The organism is Rhodopseudomonas sp. B29 (genome assembly GCF_000333455.1).
Lineage (GTDB): Bacteria > Pseudomonadota > Alphaproteobacteria > Rhizobiales > Xanthobacteraceae > Rhodopseudomonas.
Genome location: NZ_BADD01000719.1, coordinates 1 through 21611, shown reverse-complemented (window position 1 = coordinate 21611; position 21611 = coordinate 1). Strand labels below are relative to the sequence as shown.

At 66.7% G+C, this 21611-nt stretch carries 21 protein-coding genes and 1 other RNA gene; 15 read left to right on the top strand and 7 right to left on the bottom strand.

Features of this window, described 5'->3' with window-relative positions:
* Positions 1 to 91 precede the first annotated feature (91 nt).
* The 5 genes from I5M_RS26055 (at position 92) to I5M_RS26035 (ending at position 7214) form a co-directional block, all read left to right on the top strand.
* A complete protein-coding gene (locus I5M_RS26055) occupies positions 92 to 1345 on the top strand; it encodes an aspartate kinase (RefSeq protein ID WP_022724077.1) in 1254 nt (417 codons plus the stop codon).
* A gap of 300 nt (positions 1346 to 1645) precedes the next feature.
* Positions 1646 to 3913 (top strand): phosphoenolpyruvate--protein phosphotransferase, encoded by a 2268-nt coding sequence (gene ptsP, locus I5M_RS26050; protein ID WP_031337639.1) that lies wholly within the window; start codon positions 1646 to 1648, stop codon positions 3911 to 3913.
* 57 nt (positions 3914 to 3970) lie between these two features.
* Positions 3971 to 5056, top strand: coding sequence for a peptide chain release factor 1 (gene prfA / locus I5M_RS26045; RefSeq protein ID WP_022724075.1), 1086 nt, complete (start codon positions 3971 to 3973; stop codon positions 5054 to 5056).
* On the top strand, positions 5053 to 5922 hold the full coding sequence (gene prmC, locus I5M_RS26040) for a peptide chain release factor N(5)-glutamine methyltransferase (RefSeq protein ID WP_022724074.1): 870 nt from the start codon (positions 5053 to 5055) through the stop codon (positions 5920 to 5922). The genes prfA and prmC overlap by 4 nt, the downstream gene beginning before the upstream one ends.
* A gap of 545 nt (positions 5923 to 6467) precedes the next feature.
* A complete protein-coding gene (locus tag I5M_RS26035; protein ID WP_022724073.1) occupies positions 6468 to 7214 on the top strand; it encodes a DUF4167 domain-containing protein in 747 nt (248 codons plus the stop codon).
* Positions 7215 to 7286: 72 nt separating this feature from the next.
* Here I5M_RS26035 and I5M_RS26030 read toward each other — a convergent pair whose 3' ends face one another.
* The gene (locus I5M_RS26030; protein WP_022724072.1) at positions 7287 to 8051 is read right to left on the bottom strand and encodes a class I SAM-dependent methyltransferase; all 765 of its coding nucleotides are present in this window, start codon (positions 8049 to 8051) and stop codon (positions 7287 to 7289) included.
* A gap of 169 nt (positions 8052 to 8220) precedes the next feature.
* Between I5M_RS26030 and gloB the strand changes: the two genes are divergently transcribed.
* Positions 8221 to 8988, top strand: coding sequence for a hydroxyacylglutathione hydrolase (gene gloB, locus I5M_RS26025; protein WP_022724071.1), 768 nt, complete (start codon positions 8221 to 8223; stop codon positions 8986 to 8988).
* Positions 8989 to 8990: 2 nt separating this feature from the next.
* On the top strand, positions 8991 to 9416 hold the full coding sequence (locus I5M_RS26020) for a cupin domain-containing protein (protein ID WP_085981070.1): 426 nt from the start codon (positions 8991 to 8993) through the stop codon (positions 9414 to 9416).
* 156 nt (positions 9417 to 9572) lie between these two features.
* Here I5M_RS26020 and I5M_RS26015 read toward each other — a convergent pair whose 3' ends face one another.
* From I5M_RS26015 to I5M_RS26005, 3 genes are read right to left on the bottom strand one after another with little or no spacing between them, the layout of a single operon-like run.
* Entirely contained in the window at positions 9573 to 10499 is a 927-nt protein-coding gene (locus I5M_RS26015; protein ID WP_022724070.1) for a sugar kinase, read from the bottom strand.
* Complete coding sequence (nudC, locus tag I5M_RS26010; protein WP_022724069.1) at positions 10496 to 11428, bottom strand: NAD(+) diphosphatase; 933 nt, start codon at positions 11426 to 11428, stop codon at positions 10496 to 10498. The genes I5M_RS26015 and nudC overlap by 4 nt, the downstream gene beginning before the upstream one ends.
* Positions 11429 to 11432: 4 nt before the next feature.
* The gene (locus I5M_RS26005) at positions 11433 to 11852 is read right to left on the bottom strand and encodes an HIT domain-containing protein (protein WP_022724068.1); all 420 of its coding nucleotides are present in this window, start codon (positions 11850 to 11852) and stop codon (positions 11433 to 11435) included.
* A gap of 247 nt (positions 11853 to 12099) precedes the next feature.
* Here I5M_RS26005 and ffs point away from each other — a divergent pair.
* The 5 genes from ffs to I5M_RS25985 all read left to right on the top strand — a co-directional run bounded on the left by ffs (position 12100) and on the right by I5M_RS25985 (position 15702).
* An RNA gene (ffs, locus tag I5M_RS31640) (signal recognition particle sRNA small type) lies at positions 12100 to 12196 on the top strand.
* A gap of 162 nt (positions 12197 to 12358) precedes the next feature.
* Positions 12359 to 14218, top strand: a complete 1860-nt coding sequence (locus I5M_RS26000) for a DNA polymerase III subunit gamma/tau (RefSeq protein ID WP_022724067.1) — start codon at positions 12359 to 12361, stop codon at positions 14216 to 14218.
* A gap of 21 nt (positions 14219 to 14239) precedes the next feature.
* Positions 14240 to 14560 (top strand): YbaB/EbfC family nucleoid-associated protein, encoded by a 321-nt coding sequence (locus I5M_RS25995; RefSeq protein WP_022724066.1) that lies wholly within the window; start codon positions 14240 to 14242, stop codon positions 14558 to 14560.
* Positions 14561 to 14659: 99 nt separating this feature from the next.
* Positions 14660 to 15265, top strand: coding sequence for a recombination mediator RecR (gene recR, locus I5M_RS25990; RefSeq protein ID WP_022724065.1), 606 nt, complete (start codon positions 14660 to 14662; stop codon positions 15263 to 15265).
* A 20-nt stretch (positions 15266 to 15285) separates the two neighbouring features.
* Positions 15286 to 15702 carry a hypothetical protein gene (locus I5M_RS25985; protein WP_022724064.1) on the top strand — a complete coding sequence of 139 codons (417 nt, stop codon included), beginning with the start codon at positions 15286 to 15288 and terminating at the stop codon, positions 15700 to 15702.
* A 113-nt stretch (positions 15703 to 15815) separates the two neighbouring features.
* Here the strand turns inward: I5M_RS25985 and I5M_RS25980 are convergent, their stop codons facing one another.
* Positions 15816 to 17189, bottom strand: coding sequence for an AmpG family muropeptide MFS transporter (locus I5M_RS25980; protein WP_031337636.1), 1374 nt, complete (start codon positions 17187 to 17189; stop codon positions 15816 to 15818).
* A gap of 219 nt (positions 17190 to 17408) precedes the next feature.
* Complete coding sequence (locus I5M_RS25975; protein WP_022724062.1) at positions 17409 to 18593, bottom strand: DNA recombination protein RmuC; 1185 nt, start codon at positions 18591 to 18593, stop codon at positions 17409 to 17411.
* A gap of 148 nt (positions 18594 to 18741) precedes the next feature.
* On the opposite strand from I5M_RS25975, the gene def reads away from it, so the two are divergent.
* The 3 genes from def (at position 18742) to truA (ending at position 21131) form a co-directional block, all read left to right on the top strand.
* Positions 18742 to 19269 carry a peptide deformylase gene (def, locus tag I5M_RS25970; protein ID WP_022724061.1) on the top strand — a complete coding sequence of 176 codons (528 nt, stop codon included), beginning with the start codon at positions 18742 to 18744 and terminating at the stop codon, positions 19267 to 19269.
* Positions 19270 to 19347: 78 nt separating this feature from the next.
* Positions 19348 to 20283, top strand: coding sequence for a methionyl-tRNA formyltransferase (fmt, locus tag I5M_RS25965; protein ID WP_031337634.1), 936 nt, complete (start codon positions 19348 to 19350; stop codon positions 20281 to 20283).
* A 110-nt stretch (positions 20284 to 20393) separates the two neighbouring features.
* Positions 20394 to 21131, top strand: coding sequence for a tRNA pseudouridine(38-40) synthase TruA (gene truA, locus I5M_RS25955; protein ID WP_022724058.1), 738 nt, complete (start codon positions 20394 to 20396; stop codon positions 21129 to 21131).
* A 142-nt stretch (positions 21132 to 21273) separates the two neighbouring features.
* On the opposite strand, the gene I5M_RS25950 is transcribed toward truA, so the two are convergent.
* The coding region (locus I5M_RS25950) for a M20/M25/M40 family metallo-hydrolase (protein WP_031337632.1) at positions 21274 to 21611 on the bottom strand (338 nt) is incomplete at its 5' end.

The following is a 21611-nucleotide window of genomic DNA, read 5'->3' as shown; positions in this document are numbered from 1 at the left end:
GGCGCTGTGTATACGCCGCCACCAAGGCGCCCGCCCTCCGCGGAATCCGCGCCATCATTACTCGTTGTCTGCAGGGATTGCACTATTCGTCATGGGCCGGCTGGTGATGAAATTCGGCGGCACGTCCGTCGCCAATATCGAGCGCATCCAGAACGTCGCGCGCCATGTCAAACGCGAGGTCGATGCCGGGCACGAGGTGGCGGTGGTGGTGTCGGCGATGTCCGGCAAGACCAACGAACTGGTCGCCTGGTGCACCGAGGCCTCGCCGCTGCATGACGCCCGCGAATACGACGCCGTGGTCGCCTCCGGCGAGCAGGTGACGTCGGGGCTTCTGGCGATCGTGCTGCAATCCCTCGGCATCCAGGCCCGGTCCTGGCAGGGCTGGCAGATCCCGATCCTGACCAGCGACGCCCACGCCTCGGCGCGCATCCAGGGCATCGACGGCAGCGAAATCATCAAGCGCTTCGCCGAGCGCAAGGAGGTCGCGGTCATTGCCGGCTTCCAGGGCATTCACGCCGAGACCGGCCGCATCACCACGCTCGGCCGCGGCGGATCCGACACCTCGGCGGTGGCGATCGCGGCGGCCCTGAAGGCCGACCGCTGCGACATCTACACCGACGTCGACGGCGTCTACACCACCGACCCGCGGGTGGTGCCGAAGGCCCGCCGGCTCGACAAGGTATCGTTCGAGGAAATGCTGGAGCTGGCCTCGCAGGGCGCCAAGGTGCTGCAGGTGCGCTCGGTCGAGCTCGGCATGGTGCACAACATGCCGATCTTCGTGCGCTCCAGCTTCGACAAGCCAGAGGATATCGACCCGCACGGCACGCCGCCGGGCACGCTGATCAGCAGCGAGGAGGAATCAATGGAGAACCAGGTCGTCACCGGCATCGCCTTTTCCAAGGACGAGGCTCAGATTTCGGTGCGCCGGATCGAGGACAAGCCGGGCGTCGCCGCGTCGATCTTCGGTCCGCTGGCCGATGCCAACATCAACGTCGACATGATCGTCCAGAACGTGTCCGAGGACGGCAAGACGACCGACCTGACCTTCACGGTGCCGGCCGCCGACTTCGCCCGCGCCAAGCAGACCATCACCTCAGCCCAGGATAAGATCGGCTACGCCCGATTCGACTCGGAGACCGACGTCGCCAAGGTGTCGGTGATCGGCTCGGGCATGCGCAGCCATGCCGGCGTCGCCGCCCAGGCTTTCGCGGCGCTGGCCGCCCGCAACATCAACATCCGGGCCATCACGACCTCGGAAATCAAGTTCTCGGTTCTGATCGACGCCGCCTACACCGAATTGGCGGTGCGGACACTGCATAGTTTGTACGGTTTGGATCAACAATAGGTCGAATTTGTCTTGATTTGAGGCCTGTGCGCAGCGCCGGATTGGCTCCGGCGTGGCAGGCGTTTTGCTTGGCAAATCAAGCTCCAATTCGCTATAGGGCGTGAAGCGGCATCGACCGCGGGCGGCTGGGCCCTGCGCCCGATTGCGCTGCGCCGCGAAGGCGGAAGCCGGGGTCGAAACGGCCTCGCGCCCGGCTCGCGCGACCACGTCCCGGGGCGGAAGCGGCCCGGCTCATTTCGAAGGCGTCGTCGCCGGCTCCGCACGCCGGCGGCGGTGAAGGGTTCAGGGAGACTTCGGCACATGCGGAGCACGTCGGGCGGCCCCCGCGTCTTGCTGAGACGGCTCCGCGAAACCATGGCGGAGCCTGTCTCCGCGCAAGAGCGCCTGGACAAGATCGTGGTGCTGATCGCCGCCAACATGGTGGCGGAGGTGTGCTCGACCTACGTGCTGCGCGTCGACAACACGCTCGAGCTCTACGCCACCGAAGGTCTGAACCGCGAGGCGGTCCACCAGACCGTGCTGAACGCCCACGAGGGCCTGGTCGGTCTGGTTGCCTCCGAGGCGACGCCGCTCAACCTCTCCGACGCCCAGAGCCACCCGGCGTTCTCGTTCCGGCCGGAAACCGGCGAAGAAATCTATCACTCCTTCCTCGGCGTGCCGATCCTGCGCGCCGGCAACACGCTCGGCGTGCTGGTGGTGCAGAACCGCGCCAAGCGCACCTATGTCGAGGAAGAAGTCGAGGCGCTGCAGACCACCGCGATGGTGCTGGCCGAGATGATCGCCTCGGGCGAACTCTCGGCGCTGGCGCAGCCGGGCGCCGAGCCTGCGGCGCGGCACTCGATCCACAAGACCGGCGCCGTGCTGTCAGACGGCATCGCACTCGGCCACGTCGTGCTGCACGAACCGCGCGTCGTCATCACCAACTACATCGCCGAGGATCTCAACAAAGAGGTCAAGCGGCTCGATTCGGCGCTGGCCAATCTGCGCTCCGATCTCGACCGTCTGCTCGAGCGCGGCGACGTCGCCGAGAGCGGCGAGCACCGCGACGTGCTGGAAGCCTATCGGATGTTCGCCAACGACCACGGCTGGTCGCACAAGCTGCACGAGGCGGTGGCGACCGGTCTCACCGCCGAAGCCGCGGTCGAACGCGTGCAATCGGATACACGCGCCCGGATGCTGCGCTCGACGGATCCTTATCTGCGCGACCGGCTGCACGATCTCGAAGACCTCGGCCACCGGCTGATGCGCCAGCTGGTCGGCCAGAACCACGCGCCGACCCGCGAGCAGCTACCCGAGAACGCCATCCTGATCGCGCGCTCGATGGGCCCGGCAGCGCTGCTCGATTACGATCGCAAGCGGCTGCGCGGCCTGGTGCTGGAAGAAGGCACGGCGAATTCCCACGTCTCGATCGTGGCGCGCGCGCTCGGCATAGCGGCGATCGGCGAGGTGCCGAATGCGCCTGGCATCGCCGATCCGGGCGACGCCATCATCGTCGACGCCACCTCCGGCTCGATCTATGTGCGGCCCTCTGCCGAGATCGAATCCGCCTATGCGGAGCGCGTCCGCTTTCGCGCCCGCCGGCAGGCGCAGTACTCGGCGCTGCGCGAGCGGCCCTGCGTCACCAAGGACGGCCAGCCGATCGACCTGATGATCAACGCCGGCCTCGTCATCGATCTGCCGCACATCGAAGACACCGGCTCCTCGGGCATCGGCCTGTTCCGCACCGAGCTGCAGTTCATGGTCGGGCAAAGCCTGCCGCGCTCGAGCGATCAGCTCGCGCTGTATCGTTCGGTGCTGGACGCCGCAGGCTCCAAGCCGGTGACGTTCCGCACGCTCGACATCGGCGGCGACAAGGCGTTGCCCTACATGGAGACGGTGGTCGAGGAGAATCCGGCGCTCGGCTGGCGCGCGATCCGGCTCGGACTCGACAGGCCGGGCCTGCTGCGCAGCCAGATCCGCGCGCTGCTCCGCGCCGCCAGCGGTCGTTACTTGCGCGTGATGTTTCCGATGATCTCGGAGGTCGCCGAATTCGACGAGGCCAAGGGCATCGTCGAGCGCGAGCTGACTTATCTGCGCCAGCACGGCCACACGCTCCCGGAGCGGGTCGATGTCGGCACCATGCTGGAAGTGCCGGCGCTGCTGTATCAGCTCGACGAACTGTTCAAGAAGGTCGACTTCGTCTCGGTCGGCTCCAACGATCTGTTCCAGTTCCTCTACGCGGTCGATCGCGGCAACTCGCGCGTCTCCGAACGCTTCGACACGCTGGCGGCGCCGATCCTGCGGGCTCTGCGCGACATCGTCCGCAAGGCCAAGGCGGCGAAGCGCCAGCTGTCGCTGTGCGGCGAGATGGCTTCGCAGCCGCTGGCAGCGCTGGCGCTGATCGCCATCGGCTATCGCTCGCTGTCGGTGTCGGCGACCGCGCACGGCCCGGTCAAGGCGATGATCCTCGAACTCGACGCCGCCAAGGCCGAGGCGATGATGACGCCCTTGCTTGAAGCGCCGGCCGGCAGCGTCTCGATCCGCCAGAAGCTGACGGAATTCGCCGAGGCGAACGGGCTGGCCTTGTAGCGACGCTGTTGACGCGTTCGCTCGTCCCTGCCCTTTTGAGTTTCCGAGATCACTCCGATGAATACACTCCCCGAAGCCAAGCTCGACATTCTGCTCGCCCATCATGCGGCGCTGGAGGCCGAGCTGATGGGACAGCTCGGCTCCGACGACTACGTGCGCAAGACGCGCGAGCTCGCCGAACTCAATCCGCTGGTCGAAGCCGTGAAGGCCTACCGCGCCGTGCGCGACGAAATGGGCGAACTCGACGAACTGTTGGAAGACGAAGCCACCGAGCCGGAGATGCGGGCGATGGCGGAAGCGGAGCGCAACGCGCTCGACGCCCACCGCGACGAACTGATCCAGCAGATCCGCATCGCGCTACTCCCCAAGGACGCGATGGACGACCGCAACGTGATGCTGGAAATCCGCGCCGGCACCGGCGGCGACGAGGCGTCGCTGTTCGCCGGCGATCTGTTCCGGATGTATGAGCGCTTCGCTGCGCTCCAGGGCTGGAGCGTCGAGGTGATTTCGGCCTCCGAGGGCACCGTCGGCGGCTACAAGGAAATCATCGCCGAGGTGAAGGGCCGCGGCGCGTTCGCCAAGCTGAAATACGAATCCGGTGTTCATCGCGTGCAGCGCGTGCCTGATACCGAGACTCAAGGGCGCATTCACACCTCGGCAGCGACCGTCGCGGTGCTGCCCGAGGTCGAGGAGGTCGACGTCGACATCAAGCCGGACGATCTGAAGATCGACACCATGCGGGCGCAGGGCGCCGGCGGTCAGCACGTCAACAAGACCGAATCGGCGATCCGCATCACCCATCTGCCGACCGGCATCGTGGTGATGATGCAGGACAGCCGCTCGCAGCACAAAAACCGCGCCTCGGCGATGAACATCCTGCGTTCGCGAATTTACGACGCCGAGCGCCAGCGGGTCGACGCCGCGCGCTCGGCCGAGCGCAAGGAGAAGGTCGGCTCCGGCGACCGCTCCGAACGCATCCGCACCTACAACTTTCCGCAGGGCCGCGTCACCGATCACCGCATCAATCTGACGCTCTACAAGCTGCCGCAAGTCATCGCCGGCGAAGCGCTCGGCGAACTGATCGACGCGCTGACCACCGAGCACCAGGCGGCCCAGCTCGCCGCCCAGAGCGACGCCGCGTGAGCGACGGCCCGACGATCGCCGCCGCGCGTCGTCGCCTCGGACAACGATTGAGAGAGGCCGGCATCGATGCTGCCGAGCTCGAAGCGCGGTCGCTCGTCGGCCATGTCACCGGGCTCGATCTGACCGGACTGATCACACAAGCCGACCGCGTGCTGAATTCTGATGAAGCCACGCGGCTGGAAGGCTGCGCCGCGCGCCGACTGGCCGGCGAACCGGTGGCCCGCATCATCGGCAGCCGCGAATTCTGGAGCCTTCCGCTCAGCCTGTCGCCCGACACGCTGGTCCCTCGGCCAGACACCGAGACGCTGGTCGAAACGGCTCTGGAACTTCTCGCCAAGAGCAACACCACCGCGCCACGCATCCTCGACATCGGCACCGGCTCCGGCGCGATTCTGCTGGCGCTGCTCAGCGAGCTGCCGCAGGCGTTCGGCATCGGCACCGACATCAGCCTCGCGGCGCTGACCACCGCCCGCGCAAATGCGCGCAGCCTCGGCCTCGAGGGTCGCGCCGGCTTCGTCGCCTGCGACTACGCGGCGGCGCTGACCGGCCCGTTCGATCTGATCGTCTCCAACCCGCCTTACATTCCCACTGGCGATATCGCCGGGCTCGATATCGAGGTACGGCGCCACGATCCGCACCGGGCGCTCGACGGCGGTCCCGACGGGCTCGACGCCTATCGGCGGATCATCCCCGAATCGATCCCGCTGCTGCGGCCCGGCGGGGCGTTGGCGGTGGAAATCGGCCAGGGCCAGGACGGCGATGTCGCAACCCTGATGCGCGCCGCCGGCTTGGTCGCCGACAGGCCGCCAAGCCCTGATCTTGCGGGGATTTTCCGCGTCGTGACGGGCCGGTTGCAAACCCCTTAATGTCAGAACAGATTGCAAAAAAGGCTTGGAATATCGCCCCAGAACGACTACGTTCCGGCCAACAGATCGGTCCGGCCGCTGGCCCCGCGAAGCGGCGGAGGCGCGAAATTGAGGACCGAGAGCCCCTTGATTGAAGGGTTCCACACGGCGGTATCGATTGAGCGCGAAGGCTGAGACAAGCCGCGCAGCTCGTGGCCGCGGAGCGAACGAAAGCCTGAGATTACGTTTAAACTCACGCGAGAGAGACTGAGCCTGCACCGACAGGCTCGATGATTGGTCCGGCAGGCGCTGCGCTGCGCTCGCCTGGATTGGGGCACGCGTCGTTCTCCTGCGCGGCACTTCGGTCGCGCCCGGCAAACGGCACCTGCGATTTACAGCGGCGATGATGATGTCCGATCGGGGAAAGCCCGCATCGGCGCCGGCGACGCCGTCGAGTATGGGCGGACGGCCCCGTGCTCGGGATTGTGGGCCTTTCACGCTTGATCGGACACTCTGTATCGGACTTCCGCGAATTGGACTTTCGGGGTTGGTTGAAAAGGTAGGACATGAGAAACGGGCAGAACAACAAGCGGCTGCGCAACCGGAACAACGGCGGCAATAACAACAACAACAATCGGCGCGGCCAAAACCCGATGACCCGGGTGTTCGAATCGAACGGCCCCGATATCAAGATCCGTGGCACTGCTTCTCACATCGCTGAAAAATACGTTCAACTCGCCCGTGACGCCCGCTCCTCGGGTGATCCCGTCGCCGCCGAGAACTACTACCAGCACGCCGAGCACTACTTCCGGCTGATCGCTGCCGCCCAGGAACAATTCCGCCAGAACCAGCCGATGCCGCGCATCGACAACGACATGCTCGATGGCGACGACGACAGCGAGGGCGATTACTCGAACTTCGGCGCCGAGCCGGGCCTGGTGCCGCAGCCTCAGGCACAGCCCTATCAGCAGCGCGAGCAGCCCCAATTCCAGCCGCGTGAGCGCGACCACCAGCCGCGTGAGCAGCGGGACCGCGATCAGCCGCGCGGCGACCGTGAACAGCCGCAGCCCCGCGAGCATCGGCCGCAGCCGCAATTCCAGCCGCGCGAGCAGCCGCAGCCGGTGGTCGAGGGCGTCGACCGCCTGCCCTCTTTCATCACCGGCCCGCAGCCGCAGATTAGCCCCGCGGCGTTCGAAGGCACTGGCGGCGCTGAGCGCTTCCCGCGCCGTCGCCGCCGTCCGCATCCGCGCAGCGAAGGTGCCGCGGCAGCCGCCGCGGCTCCGGCCGAGGATGCCGCGCCGGGCAACGAATAAGTCTCTGCAAGCTTGAAGATCGCCGAGGCCGCGCCGGAGACATCCGGGGCGGCCTTGCTGTTTCGAGCCGACTCAGCGCGGCACGAGCGGAGCGTCGCTTTCCTCGGCCTGCATCGGCGTCGGCACCAAAGACGGCTCCAGCGCCGGAATCAGCCTCGTGCGCTCGCGCCTCACCGGCAGCGGCCGAGTCACTTGCTTGGTCGCTTCGACCACATGGACGCCGGCGAACGGTAGCGACATTGCCGCCCCGGCTCGTTCCCACACCGGCGCGGAACGCAGCAGCCAACTCTGGCCGAGCGGCGGCACGAACAGTGCTTCGCCCCACCCGACCGGGGTGAACCAGGTCCGCCGCAGAAGATCGGCGATCTGCGAGCGCGAATACGGCCGGCCGTGGCCGAACGGGGTGTTATCGACCCGCGCCCAGACGCCGCGCCGATTCGGCACCACCGCCAGCACCCGGCCGTTCGGCGCCAGCACGCGCCAGACCTCGCGCAGCAGCGCTTCGGGATCGTCCGACATCTCCAGCGCATGCACCATCAGGATGCGATCGATCGCCGCATCCGGCAGCGGCAGCGCGCTTTGGTCCACCAGGCTGGACAGCGTCGCCCGCGCGGTCGGCCATTTCAAAACGCCCTGGGCCGCCGGCATGAAGGCGATGCAGCGCTCGCAGCCGTCGCGAAACAGTCCGAGATAAGGCGTCGGATAGCCGATGCCGAGCACGCGCTGGCCGCGCGCATGCGGCCAACGGCTCTCGATGCCGCGGTTGATCAGCCGCCGCGCCACGATTCCAAGACGCCTGGAATAAAACTCCCGAAGGCCGACAACATCCATCGTCATGACGGCATTGTACCATGCGTACGCGCGGCGGGGCAAAGTCGCTACCCTGCGTGGCTTACGAGCACCAGCCGGCTTCCTCGCGCCGCGCGGTGCATGGTAGAAGACAAGCATCGACGCCTGTCGGGATCACTGTTCCGACCGCGCCGCCCGCCCCTTTCCCGGAGACGTCATGGCTGCCGAAATCCGCATCGTTCCGTGCCTCACCGACAATTACGGCTATCTGGTCCACGATCCCGCAACGGGCGCCACCGCGTCGATCGACGCGCCGGAAGCCGCTCCGCTGATCGCGGCGCTGGACAAGGAAGGCTGGAAGCTGACCGATATCCTGGTCACCCACCACCACGGCGACCATGTCGGCGGCATCGCCGAATTGAAGCAGAAATATCACTGCCGGGTCGTCGCGCCGCACGACGCCAACGCCAAGATCGCCGACGTCGATACGCGGGTCGCTGAAGGCGATCACGTCCGCATCGGCAATCTGACGGCGCGGGTGCTCGAGACGCCCGGCCATACGCTCGATCACATCTCCTATGTGTTCGATGACGACCGCACGCTGTTCGCCGCCGATACGCTGTTCTCGATCGGCTGCGGCCGCGTGTTCGAAGGCAGCTACCCGATGATGTGGGACTCGCTGCTCAAGCTGCGCGCGCTGCCCGACGATTTCAAATTGTACTGCGGCCACGAATACACCGCCTCCAACGTCAAATTCGCGCTCTCGATCGAGCCCGACAACGCCGACCTGCAGGCCCGCGCCAAGCAGGTCGAGCAACAGCGCGCCGCCGGCAAGCCGACGCTGCCGGTGACGCTCGGCGAAGAGAAGAAGGCCAACGTCTTCCTGCGCGCCGACGTGCCGTCGGTGGCCGCCGCCGTCGGCAAGGCCGGTGAAAGCGCCGCGGACGTATTCGGCGAAATCCGCGAGCGCAAGAACAACTCGTGACGATTGAAAGCCTGTCCGCCGCCGAAGTGATCGCGCAGCTCGGCCTCTCTCCGCACCCGGAGGGAGGCCATTATCGCGAAACCTACCGCGACACCCGCTGCGACGCGGGTGGCCGCAGCGCTTCGACGGCAATCTTCTTTCTGCTGGCGCAAGGCGAGCGCTCGCACTGGCACCGAATCGACGCAGTCGAGATCTGGCACTACTACGCCGGCGCTCCGCTGATGCTGGAAATCGCCGACGACACCGGCACCCGCGCCATCATGCTCGGCAACAACATCCCCGCCGGCGAACTCCCGCAGGCGATCGTCCCGCCCCACGCCTGGCAGGCCGCCGCGACGACAGGCGACTGGACCCTGGTCGGTTGCACAGTGGCGCCAGGGTTTGATTTCAAGACGTTCGAGCTGGCCCCACCGGGGTGGGCGCCATAGGCACAGCCCGTAGGATGGGTTAGCGCGAAGCGCATAACCCATCCTACGTATTCGCGCCGTCATGCGCGGGCTTGACCCGCGCATCCATCGCGTGCGTAGCACGCCATTTCGCGAAGAGGATGGATTGCCGGGTCGAGCCCGGCAATGACGTTGTGATTAGTTCGGCTTATCCGCCAAGAACGCCTCCACCTCTGCCCGGCTCGGACACGCGAACGCTCCGCCGGGGCGGGTGCATTTCAGCGCCGCCGCTGCCGAGGCGAAGCGCAATGCTTGCGGGATGCTCTGGCCTTCGCCGAACGCTACGGTGAAGCCGCCGTGGAAGATGTCGCCGGCGCCGAGCGTGTCGACCGAATGCACCGGATAGGCCGGCGTTTCCTGGAATTGATGCTTGTCGTCGAGCCACAGCGTGCCCTTCGGCCCGCGCGTCACGGCGACGAAGGCGTGCGTCAGCGACGCCACCTTCTTCAGCGCCTCGGCATCATCGGCCGTGCCGGCGGTGCCGTGCAGCGCTTCGGCCGAGAAGATCAGGTGGGTCGCCGCGGTCAGCAGGCCGTCGTTCATCGCCATCGCGTTGTCGACGTCGACCACCACCGGAATGCCGCGCTGCGCCGCCGCCGCGCACAGCGGCGTCACGAAGCTGGCGCAGCGGCTTTCGGTGAGAATTGCGTCGCAATCGTTCAGCAGCGTATCGGCGGCCGGAAACTTCACCTTCCACAGTCCCGGATCGCGGAACGTCACAATGGTGCGTTCCCCGCTGGTGTCGACCATCACGGCCGAGATCGGCGTCACCAGGCCGGGCATATGGATCAGGCCGCTGCTGTCGATACCTTCCTCGCCGAGCTTGTCGAAGATGAAGCGCGACGCGGCTTCCTCGGAATCGCCCATCGGGCCGCACATCCTGGCCTTGCCGCCAAGTCGGGAGATGCCGATCGCCGCATTCAGCGCGTTGCCGCCGCAGATCTCGCCATAGGCGCTGGCCGGAATTTTGTTGCCGCGGCCCGGCACGGCGTCGATGCGGAAGGTGAGATCGCGAACCGGAATGCCGACGCAGAGCACCCGCGGCTGCTTGGCAGGTTTGGTCATGAGTGTCCCTCCAGCCAGCGGCCGACGAGATGATGCGCGATCGCGAACGGATGCGGGCCGAACAGGCCGCCGGGATGTTCGCGCTTCAGCATCTGCGCCGCCTCGTCGCGCGAGAACCAGCGCGCGTCCTCGAGTTCGTTATGATCGACCGTGACGGCATCGCTGCTGGCCTCCGCCGTGCAGCCGATCATCAGCGACGACGGATACGGCCACGGCTGCGTCATGTAGTAGCGCACGTCGCCGCAGATGATGCCCGACTCTTCGACCACCTCGCGGCGCACCGCGTCCTCGATCGTCTCCGCCGCCTCGACGAAGCCGGCGAGGCACGAGTACATGCCGGGGGGAAACTGCTTCTGACGGCCGAGCAGGCACTGATCGCCGCGCGTCACCAGCATGATCACCACCGGATCGGTGCGCGGGAAATGCTCGGCCTTGCAGCTCGGGCAGTCGCGCTTCCAGCCGCCTTGCGACATCGCGGTCTTGGCGCCGCAATTGGCGCAGAAGCCGTGGCGCTGATGCCAGTTGACCATCGACTTGGCCATCGCGATCGCCGACAGCTGCTCGACGGGTAGTTGGCCCTGCATCGCCATGCCGCGCAGCTCGGCGAGCCCGGCATCGGTGCGGCCGACGAGCTTGTCGACCGCCGCCGCGCCGATGCCCATGCCGAACACGGCGGCGCCGTCGCGCAGCCCCAGAAAGATCGTGCCCGGATTGGCACCGAGCGCCAGCGCTTCTTTGATGGTGAGCAGCGCTCGCGGGCCGCCCTCCTCGTGCTTCACCAGCAGCGAATCGCGATGCACCACGTGGGCGCGCGTCGTACTGCGCTCTTCCATCGCCATCAGCTTGGCGTCGTCGGTGCGCAGATGTGCGGCGCGGTCGAGCACGTCGCTGACGAAGGCCGGCTGGCCGAGCGGGAACGGATTGCTCATCGTCTCACCCCAGCCAGACTTTGCGCCGGAGCGCGCTGATGAATTGCTGCACCTCTTCGGCATCGTGCGGCAGCGGCTGCATCACGCCCCAGACCGGGCGCGGCCACGCCGCGTCGCTCGAACGCCGCGCGATGATGTGGACGTGGAGCTGCGGCACCATGTTGCCGAGCGCCGCGATATTGAGCTTGTCGCACTTGGTCAGCTCTTTGAGCGCGCGGCCGACACGGGAAATCTCCGTCATCAGCTGGGCCTGCTCGATCTCTTCGAGATCGATGATCTCCGAGACGTTCGGCCGGCGCGGCACCAGCAGCAGCCACGGGTAATTCGCGTCCTTGATCACCAGCACACGGCTGAGCGGCAGATCGCCGATGTTGATGGTGTCTTTTTCGAGCTGCGCGCTCAGCGACCAGTCGGAAGGGGACATTCCTGGTTCCATCGGCCGGCCGGGCGGCGGCCTGTTCTCCAGCCTCGGGACGAAGCGGAGGCTGTCTTAGCAAGCCACCTGTCACAGCGGAAGCGCGCATCGGCGAAGGCATTTGCCAAGTCGGCGCAGAGGCATGGCAAGGATGCGGCCGCTTCGTCGTCGTTGGTCCAAAGGCGGGTTCAAGGGCGGCTGCAAGACCGCTGCCGGCGGCTTGCATTCGGCCCGGTTTCGCTCCAAATAGGGACCGGGAGATTGGCGGTGGACGAGCCACTCGCCAACCGGGTCAGGTCCGGAAGGAAGCAGCCCTAACGAGGTCCGGATCGGGTCGCTCGTCAGTCTCCTACCTGTTTTTCCGGCCCTCGTCGGCCGATCCTCGAGGTGATGCATGCCCGGCCGAGTCCGGGCCGCGTGGGGTATCCGGCCAGCCGCATGAACCTGCCCCGCCGCATCAGCTCGACCGCACTCCGCAACCTGGCCCGACCTCTCGCAGCATTGCGGACCGTCCGATGACCGATCTCGTTCCCCCCGCAGGCACTCCGGCTCCTCCGGCCGACGGCGCCGCGCCGACGAACGCCTATCGGGTGCTGGCGCGCAAATATCGCCCCAACAGCTTCGACGATCTCATCGGTCAGGAAGCGGTGGTGCGCACCGTCTCCAACGCTTTCGACACAGGCCGGATTCCGCAGGCCTGGATTCTCACCGGCGTCCGCGGCGTCGGCAAGACCACCACGGCGCGCATCCTGGCGCGGGCGCTGAACTACGAACTGCCGGACGGCTCGGTGAAGGGCCCGACCATCCACATGCCGGTGCACGGCGTGCACTGCAAGGCGATCATGGAAAGCCGGCACATGGACGTGCTGGAGATGGACGCCGCCTCGCATACCGGCGTCGACGATGTCCGCCAGATCAATGACAGCGTGCGCTACGCACCGGCCAGCGCGCGCTACAAGGTCTACATCATCGACGAAGTCCACATGCTGTCGACGGCGGCGTTCAACGCCTTCCTGAAGACGCTGGAGGAGCCGCCCGAGCACGCCAAATTCGTGTTCGCCACCACCGAGATCCGCAAAGTGCCGGTGACGGTGCTGTCGCGCTGCCAGCGCTTCGACCTGCGCCGCATCGAAGCCGACGTGCTGATGACTCACTTGGGCAACATCGCCGCCAAGGAAGGCGTCGAGGTCGAGCCGGAAGCGCTCGGCATCATCGCCCGCGCCGCCGAGGGCTCGGTGCGCGATTCCCTGTCGCTGTTCGATCAGGCCATCGCGCACGCGGCCGGGCTGGTGCGCGCCGACGCGGTGCGGCAGATGCTCGGCCTCGCCGACCGCACCCGCGTCATCGAGTTGTTCGATGCGCTGGCGCGCGGCGACATCGCGGCGGCCTTCACCGAATTTCGCGATCAGTACGACACCGGCGCCGATCCGGTGGTGGTGCTGAGCGACCTCGCCGAATTCGTCAACTTCGTCACCCGCGTCAAGATCGTGCCGGCCACCGCCGACAACGTCGCGTTCGGCGAGACGGAGCGGACGCGGGCGCGCGACTACGCGGCGAAACTGTCGATGCGGGTGCTGTCTCGGATGTGGCAGATGCTGCTCAAGGGCATCGCCGAGGTGCAGAGCGCGACGCGCCCCGCCGCCGCGGCCGAGATGGTGCTGGTGCGGATCGCGTACGCGGCCGATCTGCCGACGCCCGACGAAGCGCTGCGCATGATCGAGCAAGGCCGTGGCGCATCGCTCGGCGCCACGATGAGCGCATCGCCGGTGAGCGGCGGCGCCTCGCCGGGCGCCAGCAGCTATACGGCGCCGCTGACCACCATGCCACCATCCGCTCCGCCACGCGCCGTCTCGACGATGAGCCGCGGCGGCGACAGTGCGCCGCGGGCGCAGCTCAGCGCACCGAGCCCGGCGCCGCAGCCCGACAGCTCGCCCGCGTTGAAGATCACCACCTTCCCGCAGCTCGTCGCACTCGCCTCCGAGAACCGCGACATCATGGTCAAGATGGCCCTGGAGGCCGATGTTCGGCTGGTGCGGATCGAAGACGGCAGGCTCGAACTCGCGCTTGAGCGCAGCGCGTCGCGCAGCCTGATCAGCGATCTTTCGCGCAAGCTCGAACAATGGACCGGCCGGCGCTGGACCGTGATCGTCTCCAACGAGCCCGGCCAGCCGACTCTGAAATCGCAGAACGAAGCGGCCAAGAACGCGCGCGAGCGCGCCGCCGAAAACGATCCGCGCGTCCAGGAAGTGCTGGCACGCCTGCCCGGCGCCAAGCTCGTCGAGGTGCGGCGATTGGCGCCGGAGCCGGCCCCGAGCGATGCCGCAGTCGGCGGCCACGATGATCCCAGCGAGCAGATCGACGACGACGATCTCTGATGTTTTGAGGAAGGAACGGTCATGGCTGATTTTCTCGGCATGATGAAGCAGGCGGCGCAGCTGCAGTCGAAGATGAAGGCGATGCAGACCGAGCTCGAGCAGATCGAGGTCGAAGGTCTGTCCGGCGGCGGCCTGGTCAAGGTGCGGATGACCGCCAAGATGGAGACCAAGGCGATCTCGATCGATCCGTCGCTGATCAGGCCCGACGAGGGCGAGGTGATGGAAGATCTGATCGTCGCGGCGCTCGGCGACGCCCATCGCAAGGCCGAAGCCGCGATGCAGGACAAGATGAAAGAGCTCACCGGCGGCCTCGGGCTGCCGCCCGGGCTCGGCTTGGGTTAATCTTTCGATAACGATTCGCGACTGTGAGCGCCGCTGTCTCGGACGGCCGGCGCTCAATGATTTGTCGCGTCCTCTCTCGTAACGGATACAGCTTCACCGATGGCGAGTTCGGTCGCAGGACCCGAGATCGAGCGTCTGATCCAGCTGCTGGCGCGGCTGCCGGGGCTGGGGCCGCGCTCGGCCCGGCGCGCCGCCCTGCATCTGATCAAGAAGCGCGACGCCTTGATGGCGCCGCTCGCCTCGGCGCTGCAGGTCGCGATCGATAAGATCCAGGTCTGCTCGACCTGCGGCAACATCGACACGCACAATCCCTGCACGGTGTGCACCGATCCGCGGCGCGATCCGTCGATCATCGTCGTCGTCGCCGATGTCTCGGATCTTTGGGCGCTCGAACGCGCCTCCGCCACAAACGGCCGCTACCACGTGCTGGGCGCCACGCTGTCGCCACTCGACGGCATCGGCCCGGAGGATCTGACCATCGACGCATTGGTGAAGCGGGCGCACGAGCCCGCCGTCACCGAGATCATCCTGGCGCTCAACGCAACGGTCGACGGCCAGACCACCGCACACTACGTCACCGACCTTCTGCAGGACGCGAATGTGAAAGTGACCCGGCTCGCTCACGGCGTGCCGGTCGGGGGCGAGCTCGACTATTTGGACGAAGGCACATTGTCGGCCGCCATGCGGCAGCGGACTCTGTTCTGACCACTGGGGCAAACACACCGATGATCAAACGACGCCTGCTGACTTCGACCCTGAGCGCCGCGGCGCTGTGCCTCGTGGCTGCCGCCGCCTCCGCCCAGGACGCCCAGGCGTCGCTGCCGAAGCCGACCGCGCTCAAAATCGGCGATCTGCTCACCGGCGAACTCACCATGATGCGCAATCGTCACGCCAAGACCAAGAACGGCATGGTGTATCAATTGGTCAGTGAGCCGCGCCGATTGCCGGCGCCGTCGGGCCTGTGCAATCTCGAGAACGGCCCCGAGACGTTCCTGATCGTCCCCGCCGGTGACGCCCAGGCGTCCCAACTCAAGACGCATCGCGGCAAACAGGTATCGCTGAAAGTCGAGGCGGTCGGCTGCGCCGAGGAAGCCGGCCAGGTCAGCGAAGCCGTGGTGACGAAGTGGAGCCTCGCGAAGTAGTTCGCCTGGCACGTCCCCTCTCCCCGTCATTGCGAGCGAAGCGAAGCAATCCAGCTCAGTGCACGGAACTGGATTGCTTCGTCGCTTCGCTCCTCGCAATGACGTGGAAAGGCCTACACCTTCACCGGCCCGAGCGCCGCGAAGTGGCCACGGCGCTGCAGCCAGGCCAGCAGGATCAGGCTCGGCACCGCGACGACCACGCAGATCGCGAAGAACGCCGGCCAGCCAGTGGCCTTCGCCACATATCCCGCCCCGGAAGACAAATACGTCCGCCCCACCGCCGCCAGCGCAGTAAGCAACGCGTACTGCGTGGCCGTGTGCAGCGGATTCTTGCACAGCGCCGACAAGTAAGCGACGAAGATCACCGTGCCGATCGCGCTGGTGAAATTCTCCGCGCAGATCGCCAGCGCCAGCGCCCATTGGCTGACGCCGACGACGGCCAGCCAGGAGAACGTCAAGTTGGCCACCGCCTGCAGGACGCCGCCGATCCACAGGCTGGCGGCCAGCGAGTAGCGCCGCGCTACGTAACCTCCGGCGAAGCCTCCGATCAGCGTTGCGGCCAGGCCGACGCCTTTGACGATCGCCGCGTAATCGTTGCGCGTGAAGCCGAGGTCGATGACGAACGGCGCCGTCATGGTGCCGGAAAACGCGTCGGTGAACTTGAACAGCACCACGAAGGCCAGCGCCGCGAGCGCATCCTTGCGCGAGAGGAATTCGGAGAACGCCCCGGTCGCGGCGTGGATCACGCGCTTCAGGGCGCTCTCGCCCGAGGTTGCGGCTTCGGCGCGGCGTGACTGCTCGGGCTCGGTAGCTATGAGAGCCGTAACAGTGCCGATCAGCACCATCGCGGCCATCGTCACATAGCCCCACATCCAGGATTCCAGCCGCGTCCGGCCTGAGGATTCGTAGGCGCTGACCAGGAACAGCGCACCCGCCGTCGAGACCAGCATGCCGATCCGATACGCCGCCACATAGGACGCCATGCCGGCGGCCTGCTCCTCCTCCGGCAGGCTCTCGACACGGAACGCATCGACCACAATGTCCTGCGTCGCCGACATCGCGGCCACCAGCAGCGCACCGATCGCCACATACAGCGGCGACTTCGCCGGATCGGCCAGCGCAAGGATCAGGATGGCGGCGATCAGCAGCAATTGAGAAAACACCAGCCAACCACGCCGCCGGCCGAAGGCGCGGCTGAACAGCGGCACATGCAGCGCATCGACCAGCGGCGCCCAGATGAATTTCAGCGTGTAGGGCGTGCCGACCAGCGCGAACAGCCCGATGGTGCCGAGATCGACCCCGGACTCGCGCATCCACACCAGCAGCGTCGAGCCCGACAGCGCCAGCGGCAGCCCCGACGAGAAGCCGAGAAACAGCACCACCAGCACCCGCGGCTGCAAATAAACCGCCATCGCCTCGCGCCAACTCGGCTTGCGATCGGCGGCTTGGGCGACAGAGGGGTTTGGCGGGAGATCGGATGAGGCCATGCCGAAGGGGTAACAGATTCGACGGCGGACGGGATGCACGGAGACGCCGCACCACCTGCCGTCATCGCCCGCGAAGCCGGGCGACCCAGTACTCACCGCGCTAAGTGAAAGAGCACCGCCAACGCTCAGCCGCCTTGTCGTTGAAACTTCAACGCACTGGGATACTGGGCCACCCGCCTTCGCGGGTGGTGACGGCCATTTTGGTAGATTTGCCGTGCCTTATTCGCCGGCCTGCAGTGCCTGCGGAAACAGATCGACGCGCACGCCCGGCTTGCGCGCGGGCGCCTCCGGCGCCAGTTTCGGCGCGTCGGTGTCGCTGAAATCCAGCTCCTCGATCCGGGACGCGCGGCGCTCGATTTTGTCGGCGGAGATCAGGATCTGGCGGATGTCGTCGCCGACCTGGCCGAAATGCGTCTGCAGCTTGGTGACGCGCTCGCGCAGCCGGGCGAGATCGTCGCCGAGGCTGAGCACTTCGGTGCGGATCAGGTCGGCGGCGTCGCGCATCCGCGCGTCTTTCAGGATCTGCTGCATCACCTGGATCGCCAGCATCAGCAGCGACGGCGACACCAGCACGACCCGCGCCCGATAGGCCTTCTGGATGACGTCGTCGAAACCGTCATGAATCTCCGCATAGACCGATTCCGACGGCACGAACATCAGCGCGGTGTCCTGCGTCTCGCCCGGGATCAGATACTTCGACGCGATATCGTCGACATGCCGCATCACGTCGATGCGCAGCTGTTGCGCTGCAGCCTTCTTCTCCTGATCGCCACGCGCCTCACGCAGCGCCGTCACCGCCTCGAGCGGAAATTTGGCGTCGATGCACAGCGGCCGCTGGTCGGGCAGCAGCACGACGCAGTCCGGCCGCTTGCCGGTCGACAGCGTGTACTGGAACGCGTAGCCGCCTTTGGGCAGGCCATCCTGCACGATCGACTCCATTCGCGCCTGACCGAAGGCGCCCCGCGCCTGCTTGTTGGCGAGCACATCGCGCAGTGTCGTCACCTGATCGGTGAGTTCAGTGATGTTCTCGTGGGCGCGGTCGATGATGCCGAGCCGCTCGTGCAGCGCCTGCAGGCTCTGCAGTGTATGCCGCGTGGTCTGGGCCATCGACTGGCCGAAACGATGAGTCGCGCCGTCGAGGCGCTCGCTCATCGCCCGCGCCATTTCGGCCTGGCGGCCGGCCAGCGCGCGGCCCATGGCGTCGACCCGGCCATTAGCCTCGTGCTGCGCCCGCATCAGCTGCGCCAAGCGTTCATCAAGGTCCTCGGCGCGGCGTCCGCCGCCACCGCGGGCGACCAGCACGACAATGATCGTCAACAGTGACAGCACCACCGCCATGCAGCCGACAGCGGCTGCGCCAAGGCTGACCGGGATATCGCCGAGCCAAAACAGGATCTGCTCCATGCTCAGCCTGTAGCAAATCGCACGGCATGACAGAACAGAAAGCGAACGATAGGCTGAACGGAGCTTTAAGGCGCGCCGCGCCGAAAGTGGCAGGCCCTCCGGCCCCGACCGGATTGACCGCTCTGCCGCTGCGCCTTAAATCGCCCGCATGGCCCTGCGCGAAATCATCATCCTGCCCGACAAGCGGCTGCGTGAAATCTCCAAGCCCGTCGCCGAGGTGACGCCGGAGATCCGCAAGCTCGCCGACGACATGTTCGAGAGCATGTACGACGCCCCCGGCATCGGCCTCGCGGCGATTCAGATCGCCGAACCGGTGCGGCTGATCACCATGGATCTCGTCCGAAAAGAGGGCAACGGCGCCAGCGAGCCGCGCGCCTTCATCAATCCGGAGATCGTCGGCGCCTCGCAGGAACTGAACGTCTACGAGGAAGGCTGCCTGTCGATTCCCGAATACTATGCGGAGGTCGAGCGGCCCAAGACGGTGCGGATCCGCTACACCGACCTCGACGGCAACGTGAAGGAAGAGGACGCCGACGGCCTGTTCGCGACCTGCATCCAGCACGAGATCGATCACCTCAACGGCGTGTTGTTCGTCGATCACCTGTCCAAGCTCAAAAAGGCGATGGTCATCCGCAAGTTCGAGAAAGCCGCCAAGCGCGGCATCAAATACGTCTGAGCGATTCACATAGCTGATCGGCCGGCGCGTCGTGCAGCTGGCCCTCCGTCGGCCCAGACCTGTCCGGGACCTCACGCCATGCCGCTTCGCCTCGTCTTCATGGGCACGCCCGAATTCGCGGTGCCGACGCTGCTGGCGCTGGCGGCCTACGGCCACGACATCGCCGCCGTCTACACGCGCGAGCCGAAGCCGGCCGGGCGAGGCATGAAACTTCAAGAAAGCCCAGTCGCGCTCGCCGCGCACCGGCTGCAGGCGCCGGTGCTGACGCCGAAGACGCTGCGCACCGACGAGGCGCTGGCGAATTTCCGCGCCCACGAGGCCGACGCCGCTGTCGTGGTCGCTTATGGCATGATCCTGCCGCAGGCGATCCTCGATGCGCCGGAACTCGGCTGCTACAATCTGCACGGCTCGCTGCTGCCGCGCTGGCGCGGCGCGGCGCCGCTCAACCGCGCCATCATGGCCGGCGACGCCGAGACCGGCGTGATGGTGATGAAGATGGATGCCGGCCTCGACACCGGCGACGTCGCCATGGCCGAGCGCATCGCCATCACCGACTCCATGACGGTCACCGACGTGCACGATCAGCTGGCCCGGCTCGGTGCCGACCTGATGGTGCGGGCGATGGCGGCGCTGGAGCGCGGCGGCTTGCAACTCACCAAGCAAAGCGACGACGGCGTCACCTATGCGGCCAAGATCGACAAGGCCGAGGCCAGGATCGACTTCGCCAAGCCGGCCCGCGCGGTGCTGCGCCACATCCACGGCCTGTCGCCGTTCCCCGGCGCCTGGTGCGAACTGCCAATCGAGGGCGCGCCGGTACGGATCAAGATCCTGCGCTGCGCTTTGGCTGACGGCAGCGGTGCCCCGGGCGAAGTGATCGACGACACCCTCACCATCGCCTGCGGCGACGGCGCCATCCGCGTCCTCCAGGCGCAGCGCGCCGGCAAGCAGCCGATGCAAGCCGAAGACCTGCTGCGCGGCACGCCGATCGCGAAGGGCACGCGGGTGGTCAGCTAACGGCTTCCAGAGTGTCATGCGCGGGCTTGACCCGCGCATCCATCCTCGAAACAAATCTCTCTTGAAGATGGATTGCCGGGTCGAGCCCGGCAATGACACCGAATAGGGTCATGCCCCGCTACAAACTCACCATCGAATACGACGGCACGCCGTTTCGCGGCTGGCAGCTGCAGGCGACGCTGCCGTCGGTACAGGGCGCGCTCGAAGCCGCGGTGCTGGCGACGTGCGGCGAAGCGGTGCGGGTGCACGGCGCGGGGCGCACCGATGCGGGCGTGCATGCGCTCGGGCAGGTCGCGCATGTCGATATTCCAAAGCCGTTCCGCGCCGACAAGCTTCGCGACGCGCTGAACGCGCATCTGCGGCCGAACCCGGTCGCCGTACTATCCGCCGAACTCGTGCCGGACACATTCGAAGCGCGGTTCTCGGCCATCAAGCGGCACTATCGCTATCGCATCGTCAACCGCCGCTCCAACCTCGCCCTCGAACTCGGCAAGGTCTGGCGCGTGCCGCGCCGACTGGACTCAGACGCAATGCACCGCGCCGCGCAGGTGCTGATCGGCAAGCACGACTTCACCACCTTCCGCGACACCGAATGCCAGGCCGCGTCGCCGGAGAAGACGCTCGATCAGCTCGACGTGCTGCGCAGCGGCGACGACATCGATGTCATCACCTCGGCGCGCTCGTTCCTGCACAGCCAGGTGCGCTCTATGGTCGGCTCGCTGGTCTGGGTCGGCGAAGGCCGTTGGACGGCGGATGATCTAGCCGCCGCGCTAGCCGCCCGCCGCCGCTCCGCCTGCGGCATCGTCGCGCCGCCCGAGGGGTTGTATTTGGTGCGGGTGGATTATTAAGCGCGAAGGGGCACAAACATCTCGTTCGTCATTCCGGGATGGGCCGCGCAGCGGCACAGGCCCGGAATCCATAACCCCTGACAGTGAGTATGGATTCCGGGCTCGCGCTACGCGCGCCCCGGAATGACGAAAGAGAGGTCGTTTACTTGAAATATCGCTCCAGCACGCCGCGATAGATCGCGGTGAGTTTGTCGAGATCGCTCACCGGCGTGCGTTCGTCGATCTGGTGCATGGTCTGGCCGACCAGGCCGAACTCCACCACCGGGCAGTACTTGGCGATGAAGCGCGCATCCGAGGTGCCGCCGCCGGTGTTGAGATCGGGAATGCGGCCGGTGATGTCGGCGATGGCGCCCGACACCACATCGGTGAACGCTCCGGGCTTGGTGACGAACACATCGGCGTTCGACGGCAGCCATTCGATCCGAGCGCGGATACGATTGCCGCACGCGGCCGCGAGCCGCTGCTCGACCAGCGCCTCAG